We start from the raw sequence: 26,973 nt of genomic DNA on the forward strand, positions 1-26,973 counted from the left end.
GAATGGCCGTTTTCTGACGCAGGCTTGACGGCTGGCCTGCTGCTCTGGGGCCATGACCCTGCGCCATGCCCTGCTCCTGCTGCTCGCCACCGTCTCTCTCGCCGGCTGTCCCGCCGGGGCCAGCCCGGACGATGTCCGCGATCATCTGCTGTGGTTCCTGCCCCCAGGGCATCAGCCAGCGCCGCTGGTGATCCTGCTGGAAGGCAATGGCGGCAGTTCGCTGACCCATCGCAATCCCTGGATCGGCTGGTTCCTGGAACGCGGCATCGCGGTGGCGCAGCCGCGCAGCGCCGCCCTGCGCGGCCGCCATGACTGGCTCAATGCCGGCTGCACGCTGTCTTATGCCATCGACGCCCGCGAAGCGCTCGATGCCGCGCGGCGCGAGCAGCCACGCATCGACACGACCCGTTTCGCCATCATGGGCTCGGGGCGCGGCGGCACCGAGGCACTGAACAGCGCCAGCTATTTCGGCAGCGAGGGAACGGCGATGCCGGCGGCGGTCTTCGCCTTCGCGCCCGGCTGCGCCGGCTGGTGCCCGGTGGATTACGCCACCGCCGGTCCGACGCAGGTGCATATCTTCTACGGGCTGCTGGATGCCTGGGGCCGGCACCGCGACAGCTATGGCCGCTGCCGCCAGCAGGCCGGCGGCAGCATCAGCTTTCACAGCATGACCGAGGCCGGCTATGGCTTCGAGGGCCGCAGCAGCGCGGTCCATGTGATCGACGGCATTACTCTGCGCCAGCAGCCCAATGCCATCGCCACCGAGATCGCCCGCAGCATCGTCTGGCAGACGCTGGCGCTCGCCTGGCAGATCGACAATTGAATCCGGTCGCCTATACTGGCGGCATGGCCCCAGAGAAGCCGGGTAACGTGATCAACCTGAACAAGGCGCGCAAGGCGCTGACCCGCCAGCAGCAGAAGGCGCAGGCGGCGGCGAACCGCGTCACCTTCGGCACCAGCAAGCAGGCGCGCGGCGAGGCCCGCAAGGATGCCGAGCGCAGCGCCAAGGATCTCGACGGCAAGAAGATCGAAGACTAGACGGCGGCGCTCTCGTCGAGCAGCCGGCGCGCCAGCGCCACGGTGACCGGGCGGTTCTCGGCCAGCGCCGCCGCATCCAGCGCTGCCGCCCAGTGGCGGGCGGCATGGAACGAGCGCTCGATGCGCGGCACCAGATAGCTCACCAGCCCCTCGCCGACCTGAAGCTGTTTATCCGCAAACAGCTTCACGAGCACGGCGGCCAGCAGCGCGTCGTCGGGCTCGTCGATGCCCTCCGACGGCATTGCCTTCAGTCGCGACATCAGGTCAGGCAGGGTGAACGGCCACAGCGCCGGCGCACGCGCGCCGGTCAGCAGCAGGGCATGTCCGCGTTCGCGCATCAGGTTGATGAGGTGGAACAGCGCCGCCGGATCGGCCACGCGGTCGGCGTCATCCAGCGCCAGCGGCTGCTGCGCCAGGTCATCCACCGCGGCCGTGGTCAGCGCATCGTGATCGACCAGGCGGGCACCGGACAGACTCGCCCAGACATGCGCCAGATGCGTCTTGCCGCTGCCGGGCGGACCATGCAGCACCAGGCTGGAGAACGGCCGCTCGATGGCGCCGAGCGCGGCTTCGTTGCCGGGCGCGACAAGGAAATCCTCGCGCGCCCATGAGGTCGGCAGGGCAAGACCGAGGGGAAGCTGCGGATGCGGCATGGGAAAACTTACTCGTCGGCCGGCGTCTCCGGCGCACCGGGCCGGTAGAGATAGCTCTCGCGATAGCGGTCGAGCGCGAAACGCACCAGCACGCCGATCACCGCGAAGATCGGCACCGCCAGCAGGATGCCGACAAAGCCGAACAGGCTGCCGCCGGCCAGCAGCGCGAAGATGATCCACACCGGATGCAGGCCGACGCGGTCGCCGATCAGCACCGGATGCAGGACATTGCCCTCGATCACCTGGCCGATGATGAAAATGCCGGCGACAATGCCGACCCAGAGGAAGTCGGGCGAGAACTGCGCCAGCGCCACGCCGACACTGACGACAAAGCCGAGCGTGGTGCCGACATAGGGGATGAAGGAGATCATGCCGGCGGTCACGCCGATAAACAGGCCGAACTGCAACCCGACGGCGGTGAGCCCGATGCCGTAGAAGGCAGCGAGGCTGAGGCAGACCAGCAGCTGGCCGCGCACGAAGCCGGCCAGCACGCGGTCGATCTCGCGCGCCTGCTGGCGGATGGTATCGGCATGGTCGAGCGGCAGGTAGCTGTTGATGCGGGCGACCATCTCGTCCCAGTCGCGCAGCAGGTAGAAGCCGACCACCGGCGTGATGACCAGCAGCGAGATGATGTTGAAGATCGCCTGGCCACCGCCGAGCAGGCTGGTCAGCACACCGCCGACCACCTTCATCACCTGTTCGCTATGGCCGCCGAGCGCCTGTTTCGGATCACCGTTCAGATCGAAGCCGAAGCGTTCGGCCAGGCCCTGCACATAGGGCAGCACGCGCTCCTGGAAATACAGGATGTATTCCGGCACATGGTCCATGAATTTGGCGAACTGCGTCGAGACTACCGGCACCAGCAGCACGATCACGATGATCGAGGCGACGAAGAACAGCCCGATGATCAGCAGGGTGGCGAGCCAGCGCTTCACCCCGCGGCGCTCCATCCAGTCGGCGGCCGGATCGAGGAAATAGGCCAGCGCCATGCCGGCCACGAACGGCAGCAGCATGTCGCGCAGGATGATGAGCAGCGCGATGGCGCCGACCAGCAGGCAAATCCAGGCGATGATCTGCTGGCGGCGGGTCACTTGCGGCTCTGCATCTGCCAGAAGCCGTCGCGCTGCTGCAGCGAGACGTCGCGCTGGGCCAGCGCGGTGGAGAGCTGTTCGGTCTCGCCATAATACTCCAGCAGCAGCTGGGCATCGCGATGCGACAACCGCAGCACATCCACCTTGCGCACGATCGGCATGGCGCTGAGCGCGGTGCGCAGCTTGTTCCATTCGGCCAGGCTCTGGAAGCCGGCGGCGACGCTGATCTGGCCCTGCTTCTCCAGGTCGATCACGCTGCCCTGCTTCCAGCGGCTTTCGATGCGGCGCGCCATTTCGATGGCGCCCGACAGCAGGGCTTCTTCCTGGGTGCCGCCGGTGGCGGTAAAGGGCTCCAGCCCGTCGAGGAACAGGCCCGGCCCCTGATGCTGCACGGCGATGTCGATGCGCACGGCGCCGGGATCGGCCTGCTGCAAGGTGGCGACGACGGCCAGCGCATCTTCCAGACCGGCGCGGCGCGCCATGGCTTTCAGGTCATCGGCATTGCCGAGCAGGCGCTCGAGCGCCGGGCCGCTGTCCGCAGCAGCCGCGATCTGCAGCGGCACCAGGCCGCCCTGCGGATCGGGACGCTGGAGCCACGCGGCGCGCCAGGGATTGTCGGCCTCCCACAACTTTGCGCCGCCCGCCGACTGCCAGGCCGGCACCAGCAGCACCGGCCGGCTCATCGTCTCTGCATAGGCCAGCTTGTTATCCTGCAGCAGCCGGCGGATCGCCTCGGCGCGGAAGGTGACGCTGATCTTGCCGATATAGCGGGTGGCCGAGGCGCGTTCCTCGTCGATGCCGAAACCGGCGATCACATCGTTCAGCAAAGCCTCGGACGGGCGCGGCAGACGCCCGTGATCCTCGGGCTGGGTCAGGCGGCGCAGCAGCGTGGTGAAGGCGCGGCGCTCGCCGTCTGCGATGGCGAGTGGCCGGGCGGCGGCGGCGCTGTCGGCCGAGGCATCGACCGCCACATCCGACACCGTGAAGGGATCAGGGCGCGCGCCCCCCGGAGTCCGCGGCTGGGCCAGGCCCGGCAGGCTTGCAGCCAGAGCCAGAACGAAGGCGAATATCGCGTAAAAACAGGCTCTTAGCATGGGTGAGGCAAGCATTGCAAAGACAGGGGGAATAAGTATGGTGCCAGCATTATTCAGCGCCGCTCAATCTACCCGCCGTGGAGGCCATCATCAACACGTCGCCGCTTTATAAAGCCGCCGGTGTCGATATCGATGCCGGGGAAGCCCTGGTCGATGCGATCAAGCCGCTCGCCGCCTCCACCCGCCGCAAGGGCGCCGATGCCTCGCTCGGCGGCTTCGGCGCGCTGTTCGACCTCAAGGCGGCCGGCTTCACCGATCCGATCCTGGTCTCGTCCACGGACGGCGTCGGCACCAAACTGAAGATCGCCATCGAAACCGGCCGCCATGACGGCGTCGGCATCGACCTGGTGGCCATGGTGGTCAACGACATCCTGGTGCAGGGCGCCGAGCCGCTATTCTTCCTCGACTATTACGCCACCGGCAAACTCGAAGTCGATGTCGCCACCAAGGTGGTGGCCGGCATCGCCGAAGGCTGCCGCCAGGCCGGCTGCGCGCTCACCGGCGGCGAGACCGCCGAAATGCCCGGCATGTATGCCGCCAAGGATTACGACCTCGCCGGCTTCGCCGTCGGCGCCGCCGAGCGCGGCCGCCTGCTGCCACAGAATGTAAAGCCGGGCGACGTGCTGCTTGGCCTCGCATCGTCGGGCGTGCATTCGAACGGCTTTTCGCTGGTCCGCAAGGTGATTGCCGATAACGGCCTCTCGTTTGAGAGCCCCGCCCCCTTCGAGCCGTCGAAGCCGCTGGCGGAAATCCTCATGGTCCCAACGCGCATCTACGTGAAAAGTTGCATGCCACTGGTGCGCGAGGGCCTGATCAAGGCGATGGCGCATATCACCGGCGGCGGCCTGGTCGACAATATCCCGCGCGTGCTGCCCGATGGCACCGACGCCATCGTGGATGCCACCGGCTGGACCCTGCCGCCGGTATTCAAATGGCTGAAAGCCGCCGGCCAGATCGACGACGCCGAGATGGCGCGTGCCTTCAACTGCGGCATCGGCCTGGTCGTCGTCGTGGCCAAGGAAAAGGCCGAGACCGTGATCCAGAAGCTGAAGACGGCCGGCGAGACCGTCTCCCGCCTGGGCGTGATCGAGGCCCAGCAGGACAGCGCCGCCGAACCGATGGTCAGCATGCGCAACTGCGACACGGCCTGGAACTGATCCTATGACGGCGGCGAAGCGCCCCGAGCGCAAGGCCGTGGCCGTGCTGATCTCCGGGCGCGGCAGCAACCTGCGTGCGCTGATCGAGGCCAGCGAAAAGAGCACCGATTATCCGGCCCGCATCGCCCTGGTGCTGAGCAACCACGCCGATGCCGAGGGCCTGACGGTGGCGCGCGAGCACGGCATCGAAACCGCGGTGATCGAAAGCAAGGGACGGACGCGCGCGGATTTCGATGCCGCCATGGATGCGGTGCTGCGTAGCAAAAGCATCGAACTGATCTGCCTCGCCGGCTTCATGCGCATCCTGACCGATGATTTCGTGCGCGGCTGGCATGGCCGCATGATCAATATCCATCCCTCGCTGCTGCCGGCCTTCAAGGGCGTGCGCGTGCATGAACAGGCGATTGCCGCCGGCGTGAAGATCAGCGGCTGCACCGTGCATTTCGTGATCCCGGCATTGGATGACGGCCCGATCATTGCGCAGGCCGCCGTGCCGGTGCCGCCGGATGCGACGCCGGAGAACCTGGCCGAGGCCGTGCTGGCGCAGGAACATGTGATCTATCCGCAGGCGCTGAAGCTGCTGGCGGAAGGCCGGCTGGTGATCGAGGGCCAGAGCGTCCTAATTAAAAACGGAACGATAACAGTTCGCGGGTTAAGCTAATCCGCGATCTAGAAGTTGCCTCCTCTATATATTGAATCCTAAGCCCCTCAGGAAGCTGACAAGTTCAATTTCGTGGGCACTTAGACGTTTCAAATCGTCTAATGAGAACCGCTTGGCCAAAGCAATCCTATCGGCTGGCTTTTCATAATCCGGCCAATGAGCGCGGAGCCTTCGGGTTGAGTCTCCTCCAGCCACCGGCCGGTGAGTCGCGCATCCGGGGCAATGCCGCAGCAGAAGACCTTCATGATCTGGCTCTTGCCATATCAAAGTTACACCGTGGTCTGCCGCAAACCGAATAGCAGCATCACGTTTGTCGCGCTGGCGCATAGCAGTATCATTATCCAGCAGAATCGCGCGATGTTGATAGACGCCATGCGATTGCTCCTTGCGTATCATTTCCATAATTCGCCTTCGAACGATACCCTCTGGATCACCACCGCCAATGCCAGCAAGCACGGGGTCAATGAACAGAGGTAAATCCAAAGCGTCAGCAAGGCTTTGAAGCCAAGCCGCATATGCGCGCTCGGATTCTCCTTCACAGCCGACAAAAACACGGGTCCTGACTACCCGGACTCGTCCTCTTGCCACCATTTTCCGCTATCCAAGCCTCGGAATAGCGCCGAATGCGCCACCAATGTATTTGGCATAAAGGCTGGCATCACGCCGAGCACCTTTTATGTCTCGTAAGGAGAATAGCTCGGTTTCTCCCATTGCCGTTTTTTCAGTAAAGGCAACTTCTTCTTTCTCAAGATGCTCCAGCAGATATGGGTTGTGGCAACTCATTATGAGCTGGGCGTTATTTGGATTGGTGACTGGATCATAGAACCATCGCAAAATCTCCGGCAGCAACAACGGATGGATATCGCTGTCAAATTCATCCATGACAGCCACCCCCCCCGACGCCAACACAAAATAAAGATATGGGAAGAAACGGAAGAATTGCTGCGTTCCGTGAGACTCACGCGCAAGTAAAAGCCTCCTCGGCAAACCAACGTGCTTAAAATATGCCTTATGACCCTCAGAAGTTTCGTCTATTTCTATTTCTTCAACACCAAGATCCATAAACCGTATACGCTTATTAAGGGCTTGGAGAAGCGCCGGATTTTCGGCATAAAATTCTATTGCTTGCTTCTCTGGAAATTCCTCTTTCTTCATAAGATGGATATTTGATTGAACCAGCAACATCAGTTGGACAATTTTTGTGGCCAACGGATGAGCAAATTTTGCAAACGTGCTGATTAAACTACAATCTGGACGAATGCTTTCTCGCCGCGGATCGTTCTTGGAAATTTGCATATAAGGGCTGAATGAAATGCCTTCTTCAGTTCTTTCAAATACGCGCTGATAATTGCGTTTCGGCTTCACCTTCAACGCTTCATAAGTAACGTGATCAGGATCTGTCTTGATCCGCACTTCGTACCGATACAAACACCTTGGCAAGCCTTCAATTAAATCAGTATCAAACTCCACCCATAGTTCTGTTTCATCGATACCAGCACGCCTATCCGCAAATTCGAAATAAGGTAGATATTCACTCGGTGTTCGCTCGAAGGAGGATTTGACGAACCATTTCAAAAACGGAATGGCTCGCAAAGTTGTCGATTTCCCAGAGCCATTCGCTCCATAAATTGCGAGAACTTTGTTTATTCGACCTGCACCTTCAAACGGCCGCACAAACCGTTCCGGTAAGTCCGGACTGGTATCGGGCACTCGCAAATCAACTACCTGTTCGTGCAAGACCGAATAGAAGTTTTTTATTCCGAAGGAAGTTATCATAAATCGGCCTTTTCAACGAAAAAACGTTATCTTCTAGATTTTATATAGGTCTACTGCATCCCAAAAGGCAATCTTGATTCTCTTAAACTTCTTATTTCCCAAAGAGATGGGTACAAATTCACCAGAATATTTGACATTATTCCCATATAATGTACTTATAATGTTCTAATCTGTCAACAGACTCCAGTAAGGCTTGCCGAGTCACCGTTGCCAATCGCGCGAGGCGCAATTGTTAAAACCTAATATTGGAGAGCCAAGCATCGGATAAGCACGTATGCGCTCCAACTAAGCTGCATACCACTGCATCCCGATTTGGCGAGATTTGACGGCTACAGCATCAGTTTCGACGCTTACAGCACCGAATGAGACGCGGATAAGCGCAAATAAGGATTCAATAGCGACGGATAAGAGTCGAATAAGGACGGATAGACGGCGTGCGGACAGGCTCCAGGTCTGGTTTCCCGCTTTTGCGGGAACGACGATGCAGGGCCGGCGCATACGAAAAAAGGCCCGGCATCGCTGCCGGGCCCTGATCCAGTCCGGAGACTGAAAGGATGGTATCAGCCGACGATTTCGATGCCGGCGAAGAAGTAGGCGATCTCGACCGCGGCGGTCTCGGCGGCGTCCGAGCCGTGCACCGAGTTGGCTTCGATGCTCTCGGCGAATTCCTTGCGGATGGTGCCGGCCGCGGCATTGGCCGGGTTGGTGGCGCCCATCACGTCGCGATACTTGGCAATGGCGCCTTCGCCTTCCAGCACCTGCACAACGACGGGGCCGGAGATCATGAAGTCGACCAGGTCCTTGAAGAACGGACGGGCCTTGTGCACGCCGTAGAAGCTCTCGGCCTGGGCCTGGCTCATCTGCATGCGCTTCTGGGCCACGATGCGCAGGCCGGCGGCCTCGATCTTGGCATTGATCGCGCCGGTCAGGTTGCGGCGGGTCGCGTCCGGCTTGATGATCGAGAAAGTGCGTTCAATCGCCATGATCAGAAGTCCTTTGGGTCTTGGCTAAAAATCGGTGGCGGGTATATAGAGGCTCCGCTCGAGGGCCGCAACCATCCCGGCCCCGCGCCCCTGACACCGGCCCTCCCCGGCCCCGACCTTAAGTTGTTATAAATGCTGTCTTTTCGCGACCTGACCTACCGGATTGCCGGCCGTGTGCTGCTGGACCATGTCTCGGCCACGATCCCGGCCGGCCACAAGGTCGGCCTGGTCGGGCGCAACGGCACCGGAAAATCGACGCTGTTCAAGATCGTCACCGGCGACCTGCAGACCGAAACCGGCGGCGTCGAACTGCCCAACGACTGCAAGATCGCCAAGCTGCCGCAGGAGCCGCCGGGCGGCGAGCAGAGCCCGATCGCCTATGTGCTGGCCGCCGATACCGAGCGCGAGGCCCTTCTCATCGAGGCCGACGAGCTGGAGCATTCCACCAGCATGGAGGATGCCGAGCGCATCGCCGCCGTGCATATGCGGCTGGCCGAGATCGACGCCCATGCGGCGCCGGCGCGCGCCGCCGTCATCCTGGCCGGCCTGGGCTTCGATGAAGCGGCGCAGAACCGCCCGCTGGAAAGTTTCTCCGGCGGCTGGCGCATGCGTGTCGCCTTGGCCGGCTGTCTGTTTGCCGAGCCGGATCTCTTGCTGCTCGATGAGCCGACCAACCATCTCGACCTCGAAGCCTCCTTGTGGCTCGAAGGCTACCTGAAGACCTATCCACGCACCTTCATGCTGATCAGCCATGATCGCCATTTCCTGAATTCCGCCATCGAGCACATCCTGCATATCGATAACGGCAAGCTGGTGCTCTATCGCGGCAACTACGACACGTTTGAGACCGAGCGCCGCCTGCGCATGGAGCAGCAGACCGCCTTCGCCACGCGCCAGGCCGAACAGCGCAAGCATATGGAAGAGTTCGTCGCCCGCTTCCGCGCCTCGGCCTCGAAAGCGCGCCAGGCGCAGAGCCGCCTGAAGATGCTGGCCAAGATGCAGCCGATTGCCGCCGCCGTCGAAGACCCCTCCGTGATCTTCCGCCTGCCCGATCCGGAAGAACTGCCGCCGCCGCTGATCATGCTGGAGCATCTGACCGCCGGCTACACGACGGACAAGCCGATCCTGCGCCATCTCGATCTGCGCATCGACATGGAAGACCGCATCGCCATGCTGGGCGCCAACGGCAACGGCAAGAGCACGCTGGCCAAGATCCTCGCCGGCACGCTCAAGCCTCAGGCCGGCAAGATTCAGCGCTCGGGCAAGCTGCGCATCGGCTATTTCGCCCAGGACCAGGATGAAGTGCTGGATGAAAACCGCACGCCGGTCGAGCATCTGGCCGACCTGATGCCGAAATGGACCATCGAGCAGCTGCGCACGCGTCTGGGCAGTTTCGGCCTGACGCGCGAAAAGGCGCAGACGGCGGCCGGCAAGCTCTCGGGCGGCGAACGCGCGCGGCTGCTGTTTGCCATGGTGACCTACCATGCGCCGCATCTGCTGATCCTCGACGAACCGACCAACCATCTCGACATGGATACGCGCGATGCCCTCGTGCAGGCGGTGAACGAGTTCAAGGGCGCCGTGATTCTGGTCAGCCATGATCGCCATATGGCCGAAGCCTGCGCGGACCGCTTCTGGCTGGTCGGCGACGGCACCGTGCAGGATTTCGACGGCGATCTCGACGATTACGCCAAACTGCTGGCCGACCGCCGCCGTGCGCAGGCGACCGTGAAGCTGAAGGGCGGCGGCAACAGCACCGACGTCTCGTCGTCGGACCGCAAGGCCGACCGCAAGGCCGCCGCCGCTGCGCGTCAGGCGCTGGCGCCGTTGCGCATCGCCGTCACCAATGCGGAAAAGGCGATGGCCAAGCTGACTGCCGAGAAGATGCGGCTGGATGCGACGCTCGCCGATCCCGACACCTATACGAAGATGGCGCCGGCCAAGCAGACCGAGCTGCAGAAGCAGCATGGCGAGATCGTGAAGAAGCTGGAAGCGGCGGAAGAAACCTGGCTCGACGCCCAGGCGAAACTGGAAGAAGCGCAGAGCGAGGCGGCCTAGCCTTCCGCCTTCTTGACCCAGCCGCCGGTGTCCGACTGCTGCCAGTAGGTCAGCGTGTGGCCGGCCTCCTTGGCTTTTTTCCAGCGCGCCCGCGCGGCACCGACCGCCGCGTCGTCATTGCCGTCGAACAGGTCGCAGACGCGGGTGTAGGCGGCGACATCATCGGCATCGGCGCCATCGACCAGGAACAGCACCTGCGCGTCGTTGGGCCGCTCGTCCTCGATGGTCAGGTAGATCGGCTGTTGATCCGGGAAGCCATCGGCCTTGATGCCATGCGGCAGAAAGCTGTTGCGGCCATAGGTCCACAGGTCGCTGTTGATCTGCTGGATGCGCTCGTCCGAACCGCCCTTCACCACGGCCCGCCAGCCCTTCTGCAGGGTCTTTTCCAGCAGTTCCGGCAGCACCTGGTCGAGGCGCCGCCGGGTCAGATGGTAGAACAGCAGTTCGGCCACTCAGCGATCTTCGTAGTTATCGGCGATCAGGCGGTTGAGCAGGCGGACGCCGAAACCGGTGGCACCCTTCGGCACCGTGGCCTTGTCCTTCTTGCTCCAGGCCGTGCCGGCGATATCCAGATGCGCCCAGGGGGTCTTGTCGACCACAAAGCGCTGCAGGAACTGCGCCGCCGTGATCGAGCCGGCGCCAAAGCCGGGCCCCGCAATATTCTGCATATCGGCGATCGGCGAATTCAGGCCGGCATCGTAGGCTTCGCCCAGCGGCAGGCGCCACAGCGGCTCGTCCTCGGTCTTGCCGGCAGCGGTGAGCTGTTCCGACAGCCGGTCGTTGTTCGAGAACAGGCCGGCATGTTCATGGCCGAGCGCGATGATGATGGCGCCGGTCAGCGTGGCCAGATCCACCATGGCCTGCGGCTTGAAGCGCTGCTGCGCATACCACATGGCATCGCACAGGATCAGGCGGCCTTCGGCATCGGTGTTCAGCACCTCGATGGTCTGGCCAGACATCGACGTGACCACGTCGCCCGGCCGCTGCGCGGTGCCCGACGGCATGTTCTCCACCAGCGCCACCACGCCGACGACATTGGCTTTCGCCTTGCGGCCGGCCAGCGCCGCCATGGCACCGATCACGGCACCCGCGCCGCCCATGTCCCATTTCATCTCTTCCATGCCGGCGGCCGGCTTGATCGAGATGCCGCCGGTGTCGAAGCAGACGCCCTTGCCGATCAGCGAAACCGGCTTGACGCCCTTCTTGCCGCCATTCCACTGCATGACCACGAGCTGCGATTCGCGCGCCGAGCCCTGCCCGACGCCGAGCAGCGCGCCCATGCCGAGCCGCTTCATTTCACGCTCGCCCAGCACCTCGACCTTGACACCCAGCTTGGTCAGCTTGCGGCATTCGGCGGCCAGGCTGGCCGGGAAGATCACATTGGCGGGCTCGGTCACCAGGTTGCGGGTGATCTCGACGCCGGCGGCCAGCTTGTCGAGCGGCGCATGCAGCTTTTTCGCCGCCGCCGCGGTCTCGCTCAGCACGCTGACGGCCTTCAGACTGGGCTTGTCCTTGTCTTTCAATTTGGTGCGGTATTTGTCGAACCGGTAGCTACCCAGACGGGCGCCCAGAGCGGCGCGGGCCGCGGCCTCGGCAGCCGGCAGCACGGTGCCCTTCAGGACTTCGGCGGCCACGGCCAGATCGACCTCGCCCGAGGTGGCGAGCCGGCGCACGGCATCGCCGGCCAGCGCCTCATAGGTCGCGGCCTTGGTCTCGGCGGGCTTGCCCAGACCGGCCAGCAGGATGCGGCTGAGGCCGGCACCGGGCGCCAGAAGCTCGAGCCACTGGCCGCGGGCGCCGGTAAACCGCGGCGCTGCCGCCATCGCCTTGCCCAGGGCCCCGCCCAGGGCCTTGTCGGTCCGCTGGCCGAAGGCCCCCAGCTGCCGGCCTTCGCCGACGACCAGGACCAGGCTGCCGCGTTTGGGGGATTTGGCGTCGACGATTTCGATTTTCATGATGCTCCAACCGGATCAAAAAGGCTGTCGGGGACCGGTCGAGGACTATAGCGGCCCGGGGCTTGCCCGATCAATCGGCGCGCATGCCCGAATCGCCGATTCTGCGTTGTGGACCAAGTTCTTCTTTTCACTGCGAGGCGGTGGCGGCAAAGGGCGGATTGGCTATACTGCGCGCCATGCGCGGGGTCTCCGTTTACATCATGCGCCAGATCGCCTGGCCGCTCGGTTTTGCCACCCTCACCCTGACCGGGGTGATCTGGCTGACCCAGTCGTTGCGGTTCATCGACCGCATCGTGAACAACAACCTCGCGTTCGGCGATTTCCTCTACCTGACCATGCTGGTGCTGCCCAACATCATGGCCATCATCCTGCCGGTCGCCGCCTTCTGCGCCACGCTCTATGCCTTCCACCGCCTGTCCAGCGACTCCGAGGTGATCGTGCTGTCGGCCGCCGGCTTCAGCCGCCTGGCGCTGGCCCGACCCGCCCTCTACATCGCGATGGTCGTGATGGCGGTGATGTATGTGATCCTGCTGTTCCTGATGCCGCTGGGCTCCAGCACGCTGAAGGCGAGCCAGTACGAGTTCCGTAACGACCTCGCCGGCATGGCCATCCTGGAGGGCGTATTCAACACGCCGACGCCGAACCTGACCGTCTATGTGCGTGAGCGCGACAGCAATGGCGACATGCTGGGCGTTCTGGTGCATGACAACCGCAACGCCACGCTGCCGATCACCATGATGGCCGAGAAGGCCACGCTGATCCGCACCCCGCAGGGCCCGCGTCTTTACATGGTGAAGGGCAACCGCCAGCAGATCGACGCCGAGCGCCGGTCGCTGTCGCTGCTGTATTTCGACAATTACAGCCTGGATCTCGAGACTTACGCGCAAAAGGAAGGCCAGGCCTGGCGCGAACCGTCAGAGCGGTTCCTGGGCGACCTGTTCTGGCCCGATATGAGCAACGCCGACGACCGTCAGCATTACGGCAAGCTGGTGGCCGAGGGACATCGCCGCCTGATCACCCCGATCTATGCACCGGCCCTGATCCTGATCGCCATCGCCAGCGTGATCGGCGGCGAATACAACCGGCGCGGCCATGGCCAGCGCCTGGCGATCGGCGCCACCGCAGCCATTGCATTGCAGGTGGTGAGCCTTGGCGTCACCCAGTTGGCCGCCAAGAGCATCGCCCTGGTGCCGCTGATGTATATTCTGCCGGCCCTGTTCATTGCCGCCACCGTGCTGCTGCTGCGCGAACCGATCACACGCGCCAAACTGCAGGCGGCTGGCTGATGCGGCAATCCACCACGCTCTCGATCTACTTCGGCCGCCAGTTCTTCGCCGGCATCCTAACCGTTCTGGTGGTGCTGGCCGTTCTGGCCTTCAGTTTCGACACCGTGGAAATGCTGCGCCGGGCCAGTGGCCGCACCGAGGCCGGTCTCGACCTGGTATTCGAGATGTCGCTGCTCAAGCTGCCCAGCCTGATGACCAAGCTGTTCCCGTTTGCCGTGCTGTTCGGCAGCATGCTGGCGCTGAGCCGCCTGACGCGCTCGCAGGAGCTGACCGTCAGCCGTGCCGCTGGCGTCTCCGTCTGGCAGTTCCTGTTCCCCGGCATTGCGATTGCTGCGATGCTCGGCGTGTTCCTGGTCACCGTCTACAACCCGCTCAGTGCCGCCATGCTGGGGCGTTACGAGAATATCGACGCCAAGGTGATGCGCGGCCGCACCAGCATGCTGGCGGTCTCTTCCAGCGGTCTGTGGATGCGCGAGGCCGATGCTTCCGGCCAAGTGGTGGTGCACGCCCTGCGCGTGGCCCAACAGGGCGTGGAACTGCGCGACGCGATCCTGTTCTATTACGATGGCCGCGACCAGTTCGTGAAGCGCATCGATGCGGCTGTTGCCCTGCTGGAGGATCGCCAGTGGCAGCTGGAGAATGCGATCGTCAGCTATCCGGACCGGCCGGCCGAACGCTTTGAAAAGCTGAGCGTGGCCACGACGCTCACCTTCGACCGCATCCAGGAAAGCTTTGCCTCACCCAGCACGATCTCGTTCTGGGAACTGCCCTCCTTCATCGCCACGCTGGAAACGGCGGGTTTCTCGGCCGTGCGTCATCGCCTGCATTTTTACAGCCTGCTCGCCTCGCCGGTGCTGCTCTGCGCCATGCTGCTGATTGCCGCCAGCTTCAGCCTGCGGCTGACCCGGCGCGGCGGCATCGGCCTGATGCTGGCGGGCGGCGTTGCCGCCGGCTTCCTGTTGTATTTCAGCGTCGAAGTGATCCAACCCTTCGGCCTCAACGGCACCCTGCCCGTGCAAATGGCGGCCTGGGCACCCACGGCCATCTTCGCCATGCTCGGCATCTCGCTGCTCTTTCACCTGGAGGACGGATGACGGTCCGGCGCAGCGGCTTGCTATCGTCAGCAGCGCTCGGCCTGCTGCTGGCCATTGCCGCATCCACCACCATACAGATCGCCGCCAGCAGTCCGGCCTCGGCCCAGGCGCAGAACCAGCAGTCCCAGACTCAGTCGCAGGGCGGCCGGAACGAACCTGTGCTGGTGACCGCCAACAGCCTGAAATACGACCAGTCGCTCGGCCTCATCAGTGCCGAGGGCAAGGTGGAACTCGCCCAGGGCGGCCGCACCCTGATGGCCGACCTGGTGAGCTACAGCGAGAAGGACGACAGGGCGATCGCCAGCGGCAATGTCACCCTGCTGGAAGAAAACGGCACGGTGCTTTTCGCCGATTACATGGAACTGACGTCGGGCATGCGGAACGGCTTCATCCGGGACGCCTCCTTCCTGCTGGCGGACAAGTCGCGCGGTGCAGCCGTGTCGGCCGAACGACGCGATGGCAACCGCACCGTGATGCGCAAGGCCGTCTACACGACCTGCTCGCTCTGCGAGGATGATCCCACCCGCGCGCCGCTATGGCAGCTGAAGGGCGAACGCGTCGAGCATAACGAGACCGAGCAGGAGATCACCTACCGCAACGCCGTCTTTGAAATGTTCGGCATCCCGGTGCTCTATACGCCGTATTTCAGTCATCCCGACCCGACGGTGAACCGGCGCAGCGGCATCCTGCCGCCCCGGTATGTTAACACATCGTATTTCGGGCAGATGCTCCAGCTCCCTTATTATCAGGTGATCGACGACAGCACCGATGTGACGATCTCGCCGCAGTATTCGAGCCGTCAGGGCGCGCATTTGACCGCCGAATACCGCCAACGCATGGCGCGCGGCGTAATCGAAACCGACGGCAGCATCACTGAAGAAGATGTCAGCGGCGACGTGCGCGGACATTTCCGCACCAACATGGCCTTCCGCGCCACCGACGACGTCACCATGGGCGCTAATATCCTGCGCGCGTCCGACGACACCTATCTGAGCCGCTACCGCATCAACGACCGGCCGAGCAGCAACACGCTGACCAGCCGCATCTATGCCGAAGCGATCAATAACCGGCATTTCGCGTCGGTGAATGCCTTCTCGTTCCAGAATCTGCGCACCAATGTGAGAAACGGCAACGTGCCGGTTGCCGTGCCGGTGATGGATTACTCGGCCGTCATGGAGCCGGGCGATTACGGCGGGCGCTGGGCGCTCGATGCCAACATGGTGTCGCTCATGCGCACCGAAGGCACCGACACGCGCCGCCTGAGCAGCACGGTGTCCTGGGCACAGCCCTATTATGCGCCCAGCGGCGAAGTCTTCACGGCCACCGCCATGGTGCGCGCCGACGGCTACTGGACCAACAACCTCAACCAGTCGGCACTGGCGACACCCGGCAGCACCAGTGAATCCGACATGGTCGGCCGCGTCCTGCCGCTGGTGGCGCTCGACTGGCGCTATCCCTTCGTGCGCGACGAAGGCAGCATGCGCCAGTTGATCGAACCCATCGCGATGGCTGTCGTCACGCCCTATGGCGGCAATAAGAAGGGCATCCCGAACGAGGATTCGCTCAGCTTCGAATTCGACGAAACCAATCTCTTCTCGCTCAGCCGGTTCAGCGGCTATGACCGCTGGGATGGTGGCCCCAAACTGAATTACGGGTTGCGCACGGCGGCTTACAGCGACCGCGGCGGCTATGTCGAATTCCTCGCCGGACAGTCGCTGCGCGCCAAGGCCGACGACACTTTCACGGAAACCTCCGGCCTGCGCGACGAGTTCTCCGATTATGTCGGCCGGCTGACGGTTTCGCCCGGCCGCTATATCACCTTGGTGGATCGCGTCCGCCTGGCCCAGAACAGCGAACTTTCGGTGCGCCGGCATGAACTCGGCACCACCATCGGCACCAGCACCAACTACGTCTCGCTCTCCTACGCCGACGTCACCAATACCGATTATCTGCAGAATACCGGCAACCAGGAGGCCGTCAGCGCCGCCGTCCGCATGCAGCTGACGAAATACTGGTCGACCGAATTCCGGCATACCCGCGACCTTAAGACCGAAGGCTCTTTGCTGAATTTCGGCGGTTTGCGCTATACTGACGAGTGCTTCGACATCATCCTGTTCGCCGAGCGGACATTCACGGTCAATCGCGATATCCAGCCGGCAACCACCATCGGCCTGCGTTTCAGGATTGCGACTTTCAGCTGAGCCAACCATGCATCGCATCTTCGCACTCATTCTGCTCCTGAGCGCCGCCTTTGCGGCTCCCCTGCATGCGCAGGACCAGCAACGCATCGTTGCCCTGGTGAACGACGAGGTCGTTTCCCTGCGCGACGTGAACGAACGCGCGCGCATCATCATGGCCACCACGCGCCTGCCGGATAACCCGGAAATCCGCCGGGCCGTGCGCGACCAGGCCCTGCGGTCCCTGATCGACGAGCGGCTGCAGCTGCAGGAAGCCAAGAAACGCGGCATCAGCCCGGTGCAGCAGGAGATCGACAACGCCATTGCCACCATCGAGCGGCAGATGAATATTCCGGCGGGCCGCTTCGAGGAATTTGCCGAACGCGCCGGCGTCGATCCGACGGCGGCGATCAGCCAGATCCGCAACGAACTGACCTGGAGCCGCATGGTGCGCGCCCGCGTCGGCGCCCAGGTCACCATCACCGAACAGGAAATCGACGAAGCGGTCGCCAAGCTGCGCGCCAATGTCGGCCAGACCGAAGACCTGATTTCGGAAATTCTCGTGCCGGTCGACAGCCCGGACCAGGAAGAGCCCCAGCGCCAGCTCGCGCTGCGCATCATCGAGCAGATCAAGGGCGGCAGCAGCTTCCCGGCCCTGGCCCGCCAGTTCAGCCGCGGCACGACAGCCGCCAGCGGCGGCGATGTCGGCTGGGTCCAGCGCGGCACACTGGCCGAAGAGGTCGAAGCTGCCATCGCCAAACTGAACAAGGGCGACCTCTCCGAGCCGGTCCGCACCATCGGCGGCTGGGAAATCATCGCCCTGCGCGACCGCCGCCGCATCGCCATGCCCGGCGTGGAAGACACCCGGGTGACGCTGAAACAGCTCCTGCTGCCCTTGGTGCAGAATGCCCCCGCTGCCGATGTCCAGGCGGCCGTCGCCAAGGCCGGCGCCGCCCGCGGCAATATCCGCAGCTGCGACGATGTCGAGAAGGTGGCCGCCGACCTGCAGGCGACCGGCTCGGGCAGCCTGGGCACCCTGCGGCTGGGCGATCTGCCCGAGAATTTCCGCCAGGCTGTCACGCCGCTGAAGGTGAACGAGACCTCCGAGCCGGTGCGGGCCTCGCGCGCCGTGCATCTGTTCACGCTCTGCGCCCGTGAAGAGGCCAGCGGTATCAATCGCCTCGATGTGCGTCAGAGCCTGCTGGTGCGGCGCGCCGAGCTGATGGCCCAGCGCTACATCCGCGAACTGCGCCGCGATGCCACCATCGAATTCAGATAACGGCGCCACCGCCGCCGGGCCGGCCCTGCCGCTTGTCGTGACGATGGGCGAACCGGCCGGTATCGGCGGCGAGATCGCCCTGCTGGCTTGGCTGCGGCGCGATACCGATCACCTGCCACCCTTCTTCCTGCTCGACGATCCTGCCCGCCTGCAGGCCATTGCCGCGCAGCAGGGCTGGCAAGTGCCGGTCCAGGCGATCGAGGACGTCGCGGAAGCCGCCGATGTTTTCCCCTATGCCCTGCCGGTGCTGCCCGCGCCCTTGCCGGCCCTGCCGCAACCCGGAATCCCGGATCGCCGCAATGCGCCGGCCGTGCTGCATGCCATCGAACTGGCAACCACGCTGTGCCGCAACGGTACGGTCGCCGCCATGATCACCAATCCGATCCACAAGGCGGCGCTTTACGATGCCGGCTTCAGCCATCCGGGTCATACCGAATTCCTCGCCGCACTCTGCGATGCGCCGAAGCCGGTGATGATGCTGGCCTCGGAACGGCTGCGTGTCGTGCCGGTCAGCATCCATGTGGCCCTGCGCGAGGCCATTGCCATGCTGACGCCCGCGCTGATCGTCGAGACCGGGCGTATCGTGGCGCAGGACCTGCAGACGAAATTCGGCATTGCCCGGCCGCGACTGGCCGTTGCCGGCCTCAATCCCCATGCGGGCGAAAGCGGCAACATGGGCAGCGAAGATGCCGCCATCGTCGCACCAGCCGTGGCGCAACTGCGCGCCGAAGGCATCGATGCGCGCGGCCCCCTGCCGCCCGACACCATGTTCCATGCGGCGGCGCGTGCGACCTATGACGTGGCGCTGTGCATGTATCACGACCAGGCGCTGATCCCGATCAAGACCCTGGATTTCGACCAGGGCGTCAATGTCACGCTCGGCCTGCCGGTGATCCGCACCTCGCCCGACCATGGCACGGCGTTCGACATCGCCGGCAAAGGTATCGCCCGGCCCGACAGCCTGATCGCCGCCATCCGCATGGCCGCGGCCATGGCCCGCCACAGGACGCATCCGGGGCGCAATGTCAGCAGCCATTGAGGCCTTGCCGCCGCTGCGCGAGGTGATCGCGCAGCATGAGCTGGCCGCGCGCAAATCGCTTGGGCAGAATTTCCTGCTCGACCTCAATCTCACCCGCAAGATCGCCCGCGCCGCCATGCCCTGGGCGGCCGGCGCGACGGTGATCGAGATCGGTCCCGGCCCCGGCGGCCTGACGCGCGCGTTGCTGCTGGAAGGCGCGCCGAACCTGGTCGCCATCGAGCGCGACGAGCGTTGCCTCGCCGCACTGGCCGATCTGGCGCTGGCCGCGGGCAGCCGCCTGCAGCTGCATCCGGGCGACGCGCTGGAGACCGCCTTTGCCGACCTGGCGCCGCCGCCCTGGCAGGTTGTCGCCAACCTGCCTTACAACATCGCCACGCCGCTGATCTTGAGCTGGGTGGCGCAGGCACAGAATTTTTCCCGCATCACCGTGCTGGTGCAGAAAGAAGTGGCCGAGCGGATGGCGGCGAAGCCAGGGGGTAAAACCTATGGCCGGCTCAGCGTGGCCGCACAATGGCGCTGCGAAGTGCGCATGCTGTTCGATATCGGGCCGAAAGCCTTCGTGCCCGCTCCCAAGGTGACCTCGACGCTGGTAGAGCTGCAGCCGCGCAAACAGCCGCTGGCCGAGGCCGAACCGGCAAAGCTGGAGCGCGTGACCGCCGTCGCGTTCAACCAGCGTCGCAAGATGCTGCGCGCGGCGCTGAAGCCGCTCTGGCCGGACGCCGATGCCAAGCTGAACGCCGCCGGCATCGATCCGACGCGGCGCGCCGAAACGCTGTCGGTCGAGGAATTCTGCGCGCTGGCTAGGCTGCTGTAATCAGCGGCCTTCGCGCAGCTGCTTGACGAAATCGACCAGGCCGACGCCGCGATGGCGTTTCAACCGTTCGGCCCGCAGGATCGCATGCACCTCGGCCAGGCAGCGCTCCACATCGTCATTGATCACGATGTAGTCGTATTCGGCCCAGTGGCTGATCTCATCCGCGGCCTTGGACATGCGCTTGGCCACCACCTCGGCGGAATCCTGCGCCCGGGTGTGCAGGCGCTTTTCCAGATCGCGGGTCGAAGGCGGCAGGATGAAGACGCTGACCAGGTCGTCACGCGCCCGCTGGCGCAGCTGCTGCGTGCCCTGCCAGTCGATATCGAACAGGATATCCTGTCCGGCGGAGAGGCGCTTTTCCACCTGCTCCTTCGGCGTGCCGTAGTAGTAATCGAACACCTTGGCATGCTCGAGCAGTTCCTGGCGGTTCACCATCAGGCCGAAATCTTCCGAACTGATGAAGTGGTAATGCGTACCGTCCACTTCACCCGGCCGGCGTGCGCGCGTGGTGACCGAGATCGAGAGATGCAGGTCGTCGTCGGTTTCCAGCAGGCGACGCGAGATCGTGGTCTTGCCGGCGCCCGACGGCGAGGACAGCACCAGCATCAGGCCGCGGCGCGCCACCGAGATCGCCGGGGCTTTGGAGGACTTACTCGACATTCTGGGCCTGCTCGCGAAGACGGTCGATCACCAGTTTGAGTTCGAGGCCAACCGCGGTCAGCCCGGCATCGAAGGCTTTCGAGCACAGGGTATTGGCTTCGCGGTTGAACTCCTGCGCCAGAAAATCCAGCTTGCGGCCAACGCCGCGGTCGGCGCCGCCGAGCAGGCTGCGCGTGGTCTCCACATGGGCCTTCAGGCGATCGAGCTCCTCGCGCACATCGAGCCGCGTGATCTGCATCGCCAGTTCCTGGGCCAGACGCTCTTCCGACACCGGCGGCTTCTGGGCCAGAATATCGTCCAGCTGCTGGCGTAGGCGACGGCGCAGGGCATCAGGGCGCACCGCCTCGATGCCGGCCGCCTGCCCGACCAGAGCCGTGATCTCGTCCAGCATGCTGCCCAGGATGCCGCCAAGCTTGGCGCCTTCGGCAGCCCGGCTGCTCACCAGCTGATCAAGGGCGGCCGCAAAGGTCTTTTTCATCGCGGCTTCGGTGGCCGCGCGTGCCGCTTCGTCTTCAACGGCACCAGCGACCGGTTCGACCACACCGCGCACCGCCAGCAGACCATCCAGCCGCGGCGCACCGATCCCGCGCGCCTCCAGCTTGCTGCCGACGGCCAGCAGCTGTTCCAGCAACGCCTCGTTCAGGCGATAGGCCGGTGGCGCCGCATCGGCGTTTTCCGCGAGCTGCAGATTGAGCGTGACATTACCGCGCACCAGCCTGGTCTGCGCGAGGGTGCGAATCTCCGGTTCAATGGAATCGAAGCCCGGCGGCAGGCGGAAGCGTAGCTCCAACCCGCGGCCGTTGACCGATTTGAGTTCCCAGATCCAAGCCTTGCTGCCGGCGCGTCCATCGACGCGGGCAAAGCCGGTCATACTGACAAGCGACACGATTCCCCCGAAAATGCTACGGTGCGCGCACTATAGGGGGAATCAGCCGGAGGGTCGAGGCTAAGCCATGGCAGAACAACCGCTTTCCGGCATTGTCATTACCGGCGGATCGAGTGGAATCGGCCAGGCGCTGGCCGAACATTACGCCCGCCCCGGCGTGCTGCTGGCGCTGACCGGCCGCGACGAAGCGCGGTTGCAGGCCGTGGCCGAGGCCTGCCGCGCCAAGGGCGCGATGGTCGAGGCCCGCGCCGTGGCCGTCACCGACCGCGCGGCCATGCAGGATTTCATTGCCGGGATCGCGGCCCGGGCGCGACTGGACCTCGTGATCGCCAATGCCGGTGTCGGCGGCAGCTTCAAATCCTGGGACCAGTTCGATGGCCATGTCCGCGCGCTCACCGCGGTGAATATCGACGGCGTACTGAATACGGTGAATCCCGCCGTGCCGATCATGGTGCAGCAGCGCCAGGGACAGATCGCCATCGTGTCCTCGATTGCCGGCTTCGTCAGCATGCCAGGTGCCGCGCCCTATTCCGCCACCAAGCATTTCGCGCGCGCCTATGCCGAAGAACTGCGTGGCATGCTGGCGCCCCGCGGCGTGAAAGTCTCGGCCATCTGCCCGGGCTTCGTGGTCAGCCGCATGACCGCCCGCAACAAATTCCCGATGCCCTTCCTGATGGATACCGACAAGGCGGCGAAAATCATTATCCGCGGCCTGGCCGCCAATCAGGGCCGCATCGCCTTCCCCTGGCCGATGGTCGCTTTCGTGCGGTTGCTCGGCCTGCTGCCCTATGCGCTGGTCGACCGCATGATGCGGGCGGCGCCGGCCAAGGAATAATCAACGCCGCTGCGTCGCGCGATAGGCCGCCACATTGCGCAGATGCTGCTCATAGGTGGCGGCAAAGACATGGCCGCCTTTGCCATCGGCCACGAAATACAGGAAGCCGTGGTTTTCCGGCTGCAGGGTTGCCGCCAGGCTGGCGCGGCCAGGATGATTGATCGGGGCCGGCGGCAGGCCGTCAATGGTATAGGTGTTCCACGGCGTGGCTTGCGCCAGATCGTTCAGCGTCAGCGGGCGTTCCAGCTCGCGCTCGCCCTTGGTGATCCCGTAGGCCACCGTCGGATCGGCCTGCAACTTCATGCCACGCTTCAGGCGGTTCAGGTACACGCCGGCCACCCGCGGCCGTTCAGCCGGCACCGGCGTCTCGGCTTCGACGATAGACGCCAGGATCACGGCCTGCTCCGGTGTGGCCAACGGCAGGCCGGCTGCGCGTTTGGGCCATAGTTCGGCCATCAGTTCCTCACGCGCCTTGCGCATGCGCGCCACCAGATCGTTGCGGCTGTCACCGTAAATATACTGGTAGGTCTCGGGCAGCAGGCTGCCTTCGGGCACCGGATCGGCAGGCCAGGTGCCGGCCAGCGCCTCGCCCGCTTCGATGATGCGGCGAATCTCCACCGTCATCTGCCCTTCGGGAATGGTCAGCCGGCGGGCGAGCACCTTGCCGGCCGCAATCCGCTCCAGCACGCTGCGCGGGCTGTCGCCGGCGGCGAACTGATACTCGCCAGCCTTCAGGCTCGCTGCCAGGCCGGTGTGCCAGGCCGCCACTTCAAGCAGGCGCGCCTGACTGACCACGCCGGCTTCGGCCAGACGTTCGGCAATGCCGGAGACACGGGTGCCGCGCGGAATCAGGACGATCGTCTCGCGCGCCAGCGGTCCGGCCCTGTCGAGCCAGGCGGCATACCACAGCCAGGCGGCGGACAGGCCGATGGCGACCGCCAGCAGGGTTGCCAGCAGCGCACGCAGCATCCGCTTCATCGGAAGACTTTAGGCGTCGTACTTCTTGAGGATCAGCGACGCGTTGGTGCCGCCGAAGCCGAAGGAATTCGACAGGGCCGCACGCACCTCGCGCTTTTTCGCCTTGTGCGGCACCAGATCCATGCCGACGGCGACGTCGCTGGGATTATCCAGGTTGAGCGTCGGCGGCACGATCCCGGTCTTGATCGCCAGCGTCGAGAAGATCGCCTCCACGGCACCGGCGGCGCCGAGCAGGTGACCAATCGACGACTTGGTCGACGACATCGACAGGTTGGCAACCGCATCGCCGAACAGGCGCTTGATCGCGCCCAGTTCGATCTCGTCGCCCAGCGGCGTGGACGTGCCATGGGCGTTGACGTAGTCGATATTGGAAGGCTGCATCCCGGCGCGCTTCAGCGCCATCTGCATGCAGCGGAACGCGCCATCGCCGCTTTCATGCGGTGCGGTGATGTGATGCGCGTCGCCCGAGAGGCCGTAACCGACCACTTCGGCGTAAATCTTGGCACCGCGACGCTTGGCATGCTCGAGTTCCTCGAGCACCACCACGCCGGCGCCTTCGCCCATGACGAAACCGTCACGACCCTTGTCCCAGGGACGCGAAGCCGCTTTCGGATTGTCATTGAAATCGGTCGAGAGCGCACGGGCGGCCGCAAAGCCGGCCACGCCGAGCGGGCCGATAGTGGCTTCGGCACCGCCGGCCACCATCACATCGGCATCGTCCCACATGATGAGACGGGCCGCATCGCCGATCGCATGCGCACCCGTCGAACAGGCCGTCACCACCGCGTGGTTCGGACCCTTGAAGCCGTATTCGATCGAAACATGGCCGGAGACCAGATTGATCAGACGGCCCGGCACGAAGAACGGGCTGATGCGGCGATGACCTTTGTCACGCAGGGTGATCGCCGCCTCTTCGATGCCGTTGAGGCCGCCGATGCCGGAGCCGATCAGCACGCCGGTGCGGCAGCGCTGCTCCTCATCGGCGGGGACCCAACCGGAATCCTTCACCGCCTGCTTTGCCGCACCCATGCCGTAGACGATGAAATCGTCGACGCGCTTGCGTTCCTTGGCTTCCATCCATTCGTCAGGATCGAAGGCGTCTGCCCTGTCCGGGAAGTCGGCCTTCAGCGGTACCTGAGCGGCAACACGCGCCGGCATCTCGGATGCATCGAAACGGGTGATCGGGCCGAGGCCGGATTCACCGTTGATCAACCGAGTCCAGGTCGCCTCGACGCCGCAGGCGAGCGGCGTGACCAGGCCGAGGCCGGTGACGACGACACGACGCATGGCGGAACCTTTCTGACGAAAACGGAAGCGAAAACGCTAGGGCAGCAGCGCTGGCGGATTACGACGCCGAACGCTCCTTGATGAAGTCGATGGCGTCCTTGACGGAGAGAATCTTCTCGGCCGCATCGTCCGGAATCTCGACGCCGAATTCTTCTTCGAACGCCATCACCAGCTCGACCGTGTCCAGGCTGTCGGCGCCCAGGTCGTCGATGAAGCTCGCACCCTCGACCACCTTCTCTTCTTCGACGCCCAGATGTTCGACGACGATCTTCTTCACGCGCTCAGCAATGTCGCTCATTTCTTAAATCCCTGTGGTTGTGACTGCCGGCGTCGGCCGTTTGCACGGCGACGGGCAGATGGGGGCCTCCCTTAGCATAGAAACCCCACGCTTCCAAGCCGTTCCAGACCATCCGAAACGGCTGATTCGACGCCAGATTTCCTTAGGAAATCATGGCCATACCGCCGTTCACATGCAAGGTCTGACCGGTGACATAAGCGGCTTCGTCCGAGGCCAGATAAACCACCGCAGCAGCGATTTCCGGGCCCTGGCCGAGTCGGCCGGCCGGAATCTTCTGCGAAATCATTTCCTTCTGCTGATCGGTCAGCACATCGGTCATCGCGGTCTGGATAAAACCGGGTGCGACGCAGTTCACGGTGATATTGCGCGAGGCCACTTCCTGGGCCAGCGCCTTGCTCATACCGGTCAGGCCGGCCTTCGCAGCTGCGTAATTGGCCTGGCCCGGATTGCCGGTGGCGCCCACAATAGAGGTGATGCTGACAATGCGGCCCCAGCGGCGCTTCATCATGCCCTTGAACGAGGCGCGCGCCAGCCGGAAGGCGGCGCTCAGATTGACGTCGAGAACGGTCTGCCAGTCCTCGTCCTTCATACGCATGGCCAGCGTATCACGGGTGATGCCGGCATTGTTGACCAGGATATCCACCTGGCCCATCGCGGCCTCAGTCTTGGCGATCAGGCCGTTCACGGCCTCCGCATCGGCCAGGTTGCAGGGCACGACATGCACACGGCTGCCCAGCTTGGCGGCAAGCTCCTGCAGCACGGCTTCGCGCGTGCCCGACAGGGCCACCGTGGCGCCCTGCGCATGCAGGGCCGTGGCGACCGCACTGCCGATGCCGCCGGTGGCGCCGGTGACCAGAGCGAATTTGCCGGTCAGATCGAACATCACGCTTTCTCCTTGATAATGATCACAGGCCCAGTATCAGAGACTCTTGGCCCAGGCTTCCAGCTCAGCCGGCAGGCCGACACTGACCGTCTCGATGTCCTTGTCGATCCGCTTCATCAGGCCAGCCAGAACCTTACCCGAGCCCAGTTCGAAGGCCTGCGCCACGCCCTGGGCCTTCAGCCACTGCATGCTTTCACGCCAGCGCACCAGCCCGGTCACCTGCTGCACCAGCAGCTTTTTGATGTCGTCGGGATTGGACACGCCCTTGGCCGTAACGTTCGAAACGACCGGCAGTTTCGGTGCATTGACTGTCGCACCGGCCAGCGCCTCGGCCATCGCATCGGCAGCCGGCTGCATCATCGCGCAATGGAACGGCGCGCTGACCGGCAGCAGCATGGCGCGCTTGATACCCTTGGTCTTCGAGATTTCGATGGCACGTTCGACAGCACTCTTCTGCCCCGAGATCACCACCTGGCCGCCGCCATTGTCATTGGCGCAGCCGACGATCTCGCCCTGGGCGGCCTCGGTCACCACCTCTTGGGCCTGCTCCAGTTCGGCACCCAGCAGCGCCGCCATGGCGCCCGTGCCGACCGGCACCGCCTTCTGCATCGACTGGCCACGCAGCTTGAGCAGGCGGGCCGTGTCGGCAACGCTGAGCGCACCCATGGCGCAGAGCGCGGAATATTCGCCCAGCGAATGGCCGGCAGCGAAAGCGCCCTTGGCCGCCAGGTCGATACCGAAATCCTTCTCGGCCACGCGCACCACCGCCAGGCTGACCGCCATCAGCGCCGGCTGCGCATTCTCGGTCAGGGTCAGGTCCGCTTCCGGGCCGGCGAACATCAGGCTGGACAGCTTCTGCGACAGGGCGTCGTCGACCTCCTGGAACAGCTCCCGCGCCGTGGCGAATGCGTCGTTCAGATCCTTGCCCATGCCGACGGCCTGGCTGCCCTGGCCCGGGAACAAGAAAGCGCGGGTCATGATCGGAAGCTCC

At 64.2% G+C, this 26,973-nt stretch carries 27 protein-coding genes; 13 read left to right on the forward strand and 14 right to left on the reverse strand.

The window, feature by feature from the left end; all coding sequences use genetic code 11:
* The first annotated feature begins 52 nt into the window (after window positions 1-52).
* Both AC1ROB_RS14500 and AC1ROB_RS14505 read left to right on the forward strand, forming a co-directional pair.
* A complete protein-coding gene (locus AC1ROB_RS14500) occupies window positions 53-823 on the forward strand; it encodes an alpha/beta hydrolase family protein (protein WP_492970428.1) in 771 nt (256 codons plus the stop codon).
* Between the two features lie 23 nt (window positions 824-846).
* Complete coding sequence (locus AC1ROB_RS14505) at window positions 847-1,038, forward strand: DUF4169 family protein (protein ID WP_493031481.1); 192 nt, start codon at window positions 847-849, stop codon at window positions 1,036-1,038.
* On the opposite strand, the gene AC1ROB_RS14510 is transcribed toward AC1ROB_RS14505, so the two are convergent.
* The 3 genes from AC1ROB_RS14510 to AC1ROB_RS14520 are packed head-to-tail and all read right to left on the reverse strand — an operon-like array spanning window position 1,035 to window position 3,762.
* Window positions 1,035-1,691, reverse strand: coding sequence for an AAA family ATPase (locus tag AC1ROB_RS14510; protein ID WP_492970426.1), 657 nt, complete (start codon window positions 1,689-1,691; stop codon window positions 1,035-1,037). The two genes, AC1ROB_RS14505 and AC1ROB_RS14510, sit on opposite strands and share 4 nt — an antisense overlap.
* An 8-nt stretch (window positions 1,692-1,699) precedes the next feature.
* Entirely contained in the window at window positions 1,700-2,782 is a 1,083-nt protein-coding gene (locus AC1ROB_RS14515) for an AI-2E family transporter (RefSeq protein WP_492970425.1), read from the reverse strand.
* Window positions 2,779-3,762, reverse strand: coding sequence for a hypothetical protein (locus tag AC1ROB_RS14520; protein WP_492970424.1), 984 nt, complete (start codon window positions 3,760-3,762; stop codon window positions 2,779-2,781). Before AC1ROB_RS14520 ends, AC1ROB_RS14515 begins: the two co-directional genes overlap by 4 nt.
* A gap of 191 nt (window positions 3,763-3,953) precedes the next feature.
* Here AC1ROB_RS14520 and purM point away from each other — a divergent pair, with 191 nt between their 5' ends.
* The 3 genes from purM to AC1ROB_RS14535 all read left to right on the forward strand — a co-directional run bounded on the left by purM (window position 3,954) and on the right by AC1ROB_RS14535 (window position 6,171).
* On the forward strand, window positions 3,954-5,033 hold the full coding sequence (gene purM / locus AC1ROB_RS14525; RefSeq protein ID WP_492970423.1) for a phosphoribosylformylglycinamidine cyclo-ligase: 1,080 nt from the start codon (window positions 3,954-3,956) through the stop codon (window positions 5,031-5,033).
* Between the two features lie 4 nt (window positions 5,034-5,037).
* Window positions 5,038-5,694 (forward strand): phosphoribosylglycinamide formyltransferase, encoded by a 657-nt coding sequence (gene purN, locus AC1ROB_RS14530; RefSeq protein ID WP_492970422.1) that lies wholly within the window; start codon window positions 5,038-5,040, stop codon window positions 5,692-5,694.
* A gap of 243 nt (window positions 5,695-5,937) precedes the next feature.
* The gene (locus AC1ROB_RS14535; protein WP_492970421.1) at window positions 5,938-6,171 is read left to right on the forward strand and encodes a hypothetical protein; all 234 of its coding nucleotides are present in this window, start codon (window positions 5,938-5,940) and stop codon (window positions 6,169-6,171) included.
* Between the two features lie 120 nt (window positions 6,172-6,291).
* Here AC1ROB_RS14535 and AC1ROB_RS14540 read toward each other — a convergent pair whose 3' ends face one another.
* A complete protein-coding gene (locus AC1ROB_RS14540) occupies window positions 6,292-7,470 on the reverse strand; it encodes an AAA family ATPase (protein ID WP_492970420.1) in 1,179 nt (392 codons plus the stop codon).
* A gap of 560 nt (window positions 7,471-8,030) precedes the next feature.
* Window positions 8,031-8,453: a nucleoside-diphosphate kinase gene (ndk, locus tag AC1ROB_RS14545; protein ID WP_492970419.1), complete on the reverse strand. Its 423-nt coding sequence runs from the start codon at window positions 8,451-8,453 to the stop codon at window positions 8,031-8,033.
* 132 nt (window positions 8,454-8,585) lie between these two features.
* Here ndk and AC1ROB_RS14550 point away from each other — a divergent pair, with 132 nt between their 5' ends.
* Window positions 8,586-10,511: an ABC-F family ATP-binding cassette domain-containing protein gene (locus AC1ROB_RS14550; RefSeq protein ID WP_492970418.1), complete on the forward strand. Its 1,926-nt coding sequence runs from the start codon at window positions 8,586-8,588 to the stop codon at window positions 10,509-10,511.
* Here AC1ROB_RS14550 and AC1ROB_RS14555 read toward each other — a convergent pair.
* Window positions 10,508-10,963: a DNA polymerase III subunit chi gene (locus AC1ROB_RS14555; RefSeq protein ID WP_492970417.1), complete on the reverse strand. Its 456-nt coding sequence runs from the start codon at window positions 10,961-10,963 to the stop codon at window positions 10,508-10,510. The genes AC1ROB_RS14550 and AC1ROB_RS14555 overlap by 4 nt on opposite strands.
* Window positions 10,964-12,466 (reverse strand): leucyl aminopeptidase, encoded by a 1,503-nt coding sequence (locus tag AC1ROB_RS14560; RefSeq protein ID WP_492970416.1) that lies wholly within the window; start codon window positions 12,464-12,466, stop codon window positions 10,964-10,966.
* A gap of 176 nt (window positions 12,467-12,642) precedes the next feature.
* On the opposite strand from AC1ROB_RS14560, the gene lptF reads away from it, so the two are divergent.
* From lptF to rsmA, 6 genes are read left to right on the forward strand one after another with little or no spacing between them, the layout of a single operon-like run.
* Complete coding sequence (lptF, locus tag AC1ROB_RS14565) at window positions 12,643-13,752, forward strand: LPS export ABC transporter permease LptF (RefSeq protein WP_492970415.1); 1,110 nt, start codon at window positions 12,643-12,645, stop codon at window positions 13,750-13,752.
* Window positions 13,752-14,846 (forward strand): LPS export ABC transporter permease LptG, encoded by a 1,095-nt coding sequence (gene lptG, locus AC1ROB_RS14570; RefSeq protein ID WP_492970414.1) that lies wholly within the window; start codon window positions 13,752-13,754, stop codon window positions 14,844-14,846. Before lptF ends, lptG begins: the two co-directional genes overlap by 1 nt.
* Entirely contained in the window at window positions 14,843-17,047 is a 2,205-nt protein-coding gene (locus tag AC1ROB_RS14575) for an LPS-assembly protein LptD (protein ID WP_492970413.1), read from the forward strand. The genes lptG and AC1ROB_RS14575 overlap by 4 nt, the downstream gene beginning before the upstream one ends.
* A 7-nt stretch (window positions 17,048-17,054) precedes the next feature.
* Window positions 17,055-18,302, forward strand: a complete 1,248-nt coding sequence (locus tag AC1ROB_RS14580; protein ID WP_492970412.1) for a peptidylprolyl isomerase — start codon at window positions 17,055-17,057, stop codon at window positions 18,300-18,302.
* A complete protein-coding gene (gene pdxA, locus AC1ROB_RS14585; RefSeq protein ID WP_492970411.1) occupies window positions 18,280-19,341 on the forward strand; it encodes a 4-hydroxythreonine-4-phosphate dehydrogenase PdxA in 1,062 nt (353 codons plus the stop codon). Before AC1ROB_RS14580 ends, pdxA begins: the two co-directional genes overlap by 23 nt.
* Entirely contained in the window at window positions 19,325-20,155 is an 831-nt protein-coding gene (rsmA, locus tag AC1ROB_RS14590) for a 16S rRNA (adenine(1518)-N(6)/adenine(1519)-N(6))-dimethyltransferase RsmA (RefSeq protein WP_492970410.1), read from the forward strand. Before pdxA ends, rsmA begins: the two co-directional genes overlap by 17 nt.
* Here rsmA and gmk read toward each other — a convergent pair whose 3' ends face one another.
* Together gmk and AC1ROB_RS14600 are read right to left on the reverse strand one after the other, a co-directional pair.
* Window positions 20,156-20,815 carry a guanylate kinase gene (gene gmk, locus AC1ROB_RS14595; RefSeq protein ID WP_492970409.1) on the reverse strand — a complete coding sequence of 220 codons (660 nt, stop codon included), beginning with the start codon at window positions 20,813-20,815 and terminating at the stop codon, window positions 20,156-20,158.
* Window positions 20,805-21,701 carry a YicC/YloC family endoribonuclease gene (locus AC1ROB_RS14600; RefSeq protein ID WP_492970408.1) on the reverse strand — a complete coding sequence of 299 codons (897 nt, stop codon included), beginning with the start codon at window positions 21,699-21,701 and terminating at the stop codon, window positions 20,805-20,807. The genes gmk and AC1ROB_RS14600 overlap by 11 nt, the downstream gene beginning before the upstream one ends.
* Before the next feature lie 67 nt (window positions 21,702-21,768).
* Here AC1ROB_RS14600 and AC1ROB_RS14605 point away from each other — a divergent pair, with 67 nt between their 5' ends.
* Window positions 21,769-22,536: an SDR family NAD(P)-dependent oxidoreductase gene (locus AC1ROB_RS14605; RefSeq protein WP_492970407.1), complete on the forward strand. Its 768-nt coding sequence runs from the start codon at window positions 21,769-21,771 to the stop codon at window positions 22,534-22,536.
* Here AC1ROB_RS14605 and mltG read toward each other — a convergent pair whose 3' ends face one another.
* The 5 genes from mltG to fabD all read right to left on the reverse strand — a co-directional run bounded on the left by mltG (window position 22,537) and on the right by fabD (window position 26,960).
* Window positions 22,537-23,514, reverse strand: coding sequence for an endolytic transglycosylase MltG (gene mltG, locus AC1ROB_RS14610; protein WP_492970406.1), 978 nt, complete (start codon window positions 23,512-23,514; stop codon window positions 22,537-22,539).
* A 9-nt stretch (window positions 23,515-23,523) separates the two neighbouring features.
* The gene (gene fabF, locus AC1ROB_RS14615; protein WP_492970405.1) at window positions 23,524-24,801 is read right to left on the reverse strand and encodes a beta-ketoacyl-ACP synthase II; all 1,278 of its coding nucleotides are present in this window, start codon (window positions 24,799-24,801) and stop codon (window positions 23,524-23,526) included.
* Window positions 24,802-24,859: 58 nt separating this feature from the next.
* Entirely contained in the window at window positions 24,860-25,099 is a 240-nt protein-coding gene (locus AC1ROB_RS14620) for an acyl carrier protein (RefSeq protein WP_492970404.1), read from the reverse strand.
* A 142-nt stretch (window positions 25,100-25,241) separates the two neighbouring features.
* On the reverse strand, window positions 25,242-25,982 hold the full coding sequence (gene fabG, locus AC1ROB_RS14625; protein WP_492970403.1) for a 3-oxoacyl-[acyl-carrier-protein] reductase: 741 nt from the start codon (window positions 25,980-25,982) through the stop codon (window positions 25,242-25,244).
* 36 nt (window positions 25,983-26,018) lie between these two features.
* Complete coding sequence (gene fabD / locus AC1ROB_RS14630) at window positions 26,019-26,960, reverse strand: ACP S-malonyltransferase (protein ID WP_492970402.1); 942 nt, start codon at window positions 26,958-26,960, stop codon at window positions 26,019-26,021.
* Window positions 26,961-26,973 lie beyond the last annotated feature (13 nt).

The sequence above is a fragment of the Ferrovibrio sp. GW821-FHT12F09 genome (assembly GCF_058806775.1).

Bases quoted from the DNA above. Each gene is read 5' to 3' on its own strand.
- AC1ROB_RS14500 (WP_492970428.1), top strand. From the start codon at position 53: ATGACCCTGCGCCATGCCCTGCTCCTGCTGCTCGCCACCGTCTCTCTC.
- AC1ROB_RS14505 (WP_493031481.1), top strand. From the start codon at position 847: ATGGCCCCAGAGAAGCCGGGTAACGTGATCAACCTGAACAAGGCGCGC.
- AC1ROB_RS14510 (WP_492970426.1), bottom strand. From the start codon at position 1,691: ATGCCGCATCCGCAGCTTCCCCTCGGTCTTGCCCTGCCGACCTCATGG.
- purN (WP_492970422.1), top strand. From the start codon at position 5,038: ATGACGGCGGCGAAGCGCCCCGAGCGCAAGGCCGTGGCCGTGCTGATC.
- AC1ROB_RS14535 (WP_492970421.1), top strand. From the start codon at position 5,938: ATGATCTGGCTCTTGCCATATCAAAGTTACACCGTGGTCTGCCGCAAA.
- AC1ROB_RS14540 (WP_492970420.1), bottom strand. From the start codon at position 7,470: ATGATAACTTCCTTCGGAATAAAAAACTTCTATTCGGTCTTGCACGAA.
- ndk (WP_492970419.1), bottom strand. From the start codon at position 8,453: ATGGCGATTGAACGCACTTTCTCGATCATCAAGCCGGACGCGACCCGC.
- AC1ROB_RS14550 (WP_492970418.1), top strand. From the start codon at position 8,586: ATGCTGTCTTTTCGCGACCTGACCTACCGGATTGCCGGCCGTGTGCTG.
- AC1ROB_RS14560 (WP_492970416.1), bottom strand. From the start codon at position 12,466: ATGAAAATCGAAATCGTCGACGCCAAATCCCCCAAACGCGGCAGCCTG.
- lptF (WP_492970415.1), top strand. From the start codon at position 12,643: ATGCGCGGGGTCTCCGTTTACATCATGCGCCAGATCGCCTGGCCGCTC.
- lptG (WP_492970414.1), top strand. From the start codon at position 13,752: ATGCGGCAATCCACCACGCTCTCGATCTACTTCGGCCGCCAGTTCTTC.
- AC1ROB_RS14575 (WP_492970413.1), top strand. From the start codon at position 14,843: ATGACGGTCCGGCGCAGCGGCTTGCTATCGTCAGCAGCGCTCGGCCTG.
- AC1ROB_RS14580 (WP_492970412.1), top strand. From the start codon at position 17,055: ATGCATCGCATCTTCGCACTCATTCTGCTCCTGAGCGCCGCCTTTGCG.
- pdxA (WP_492970411.1), top strand. From the start codon at position 18,280: ATGCCACCATCGAATTCAGATAACGGCGCCACCGCCGCCGGGCCGGCC.
- rsmA (WP_492970410.1), top strand. From the start codon at position 19,325: ATGTCAGCAGCCATTGAGGCCTTGCCGCCGCTGCGCGAGGTGATCGCG.
- gmk (WP_492970409.1), bottom strand. From the start codon at position 20,815: ATGTCGAGTAAGTCCTCCAAAGCCCCGGCGATCTCGGTGGCGCGCCGC.
- AC1ROB_RS14605 (WP_492970407.1), top strand. From the start codon at position 21,769: ATGGCAGAACAACCGCTTTCCGGCATTGTCATTACCGGCGGATCGAGT.
- mltG (WP_492970406.1), bottom strand. From the start codon at position 23,514: ATGAAGCGGATGCTGCGTGCGCTGCTGGCAACCCTGCTGGCGGTCGCC.
- fabF (WP_492970405.1), bottom strand. From the start codon at position 24,801: ATGCGTCGTGTCGTCGTCACCGGCCTCGGCCTGGTCACGCCGCTCGCC.
- AC1ROB_RS14620 (WP_492970404.1), bottom strand. From the start codon at position 25,099: ATGAGCGACATTGCTGAGCGCGTGAAGAAGATCGTCGTCGAACATCTG.
- fabG (WP_492970403.1), bottom strand. From the start codon at position 25,982: ATGTTCGATCTGACCGGCAAATTCGCTCTGGTCACCGGCGCCACCGGC.
- fabD (WP_492970402.1), bottom strand. From the start codon at position 26,960: ATGACCCGCGCTTTCTTGTTCCCGGGCCAGGGCAGCCAGGCCGTCGGC.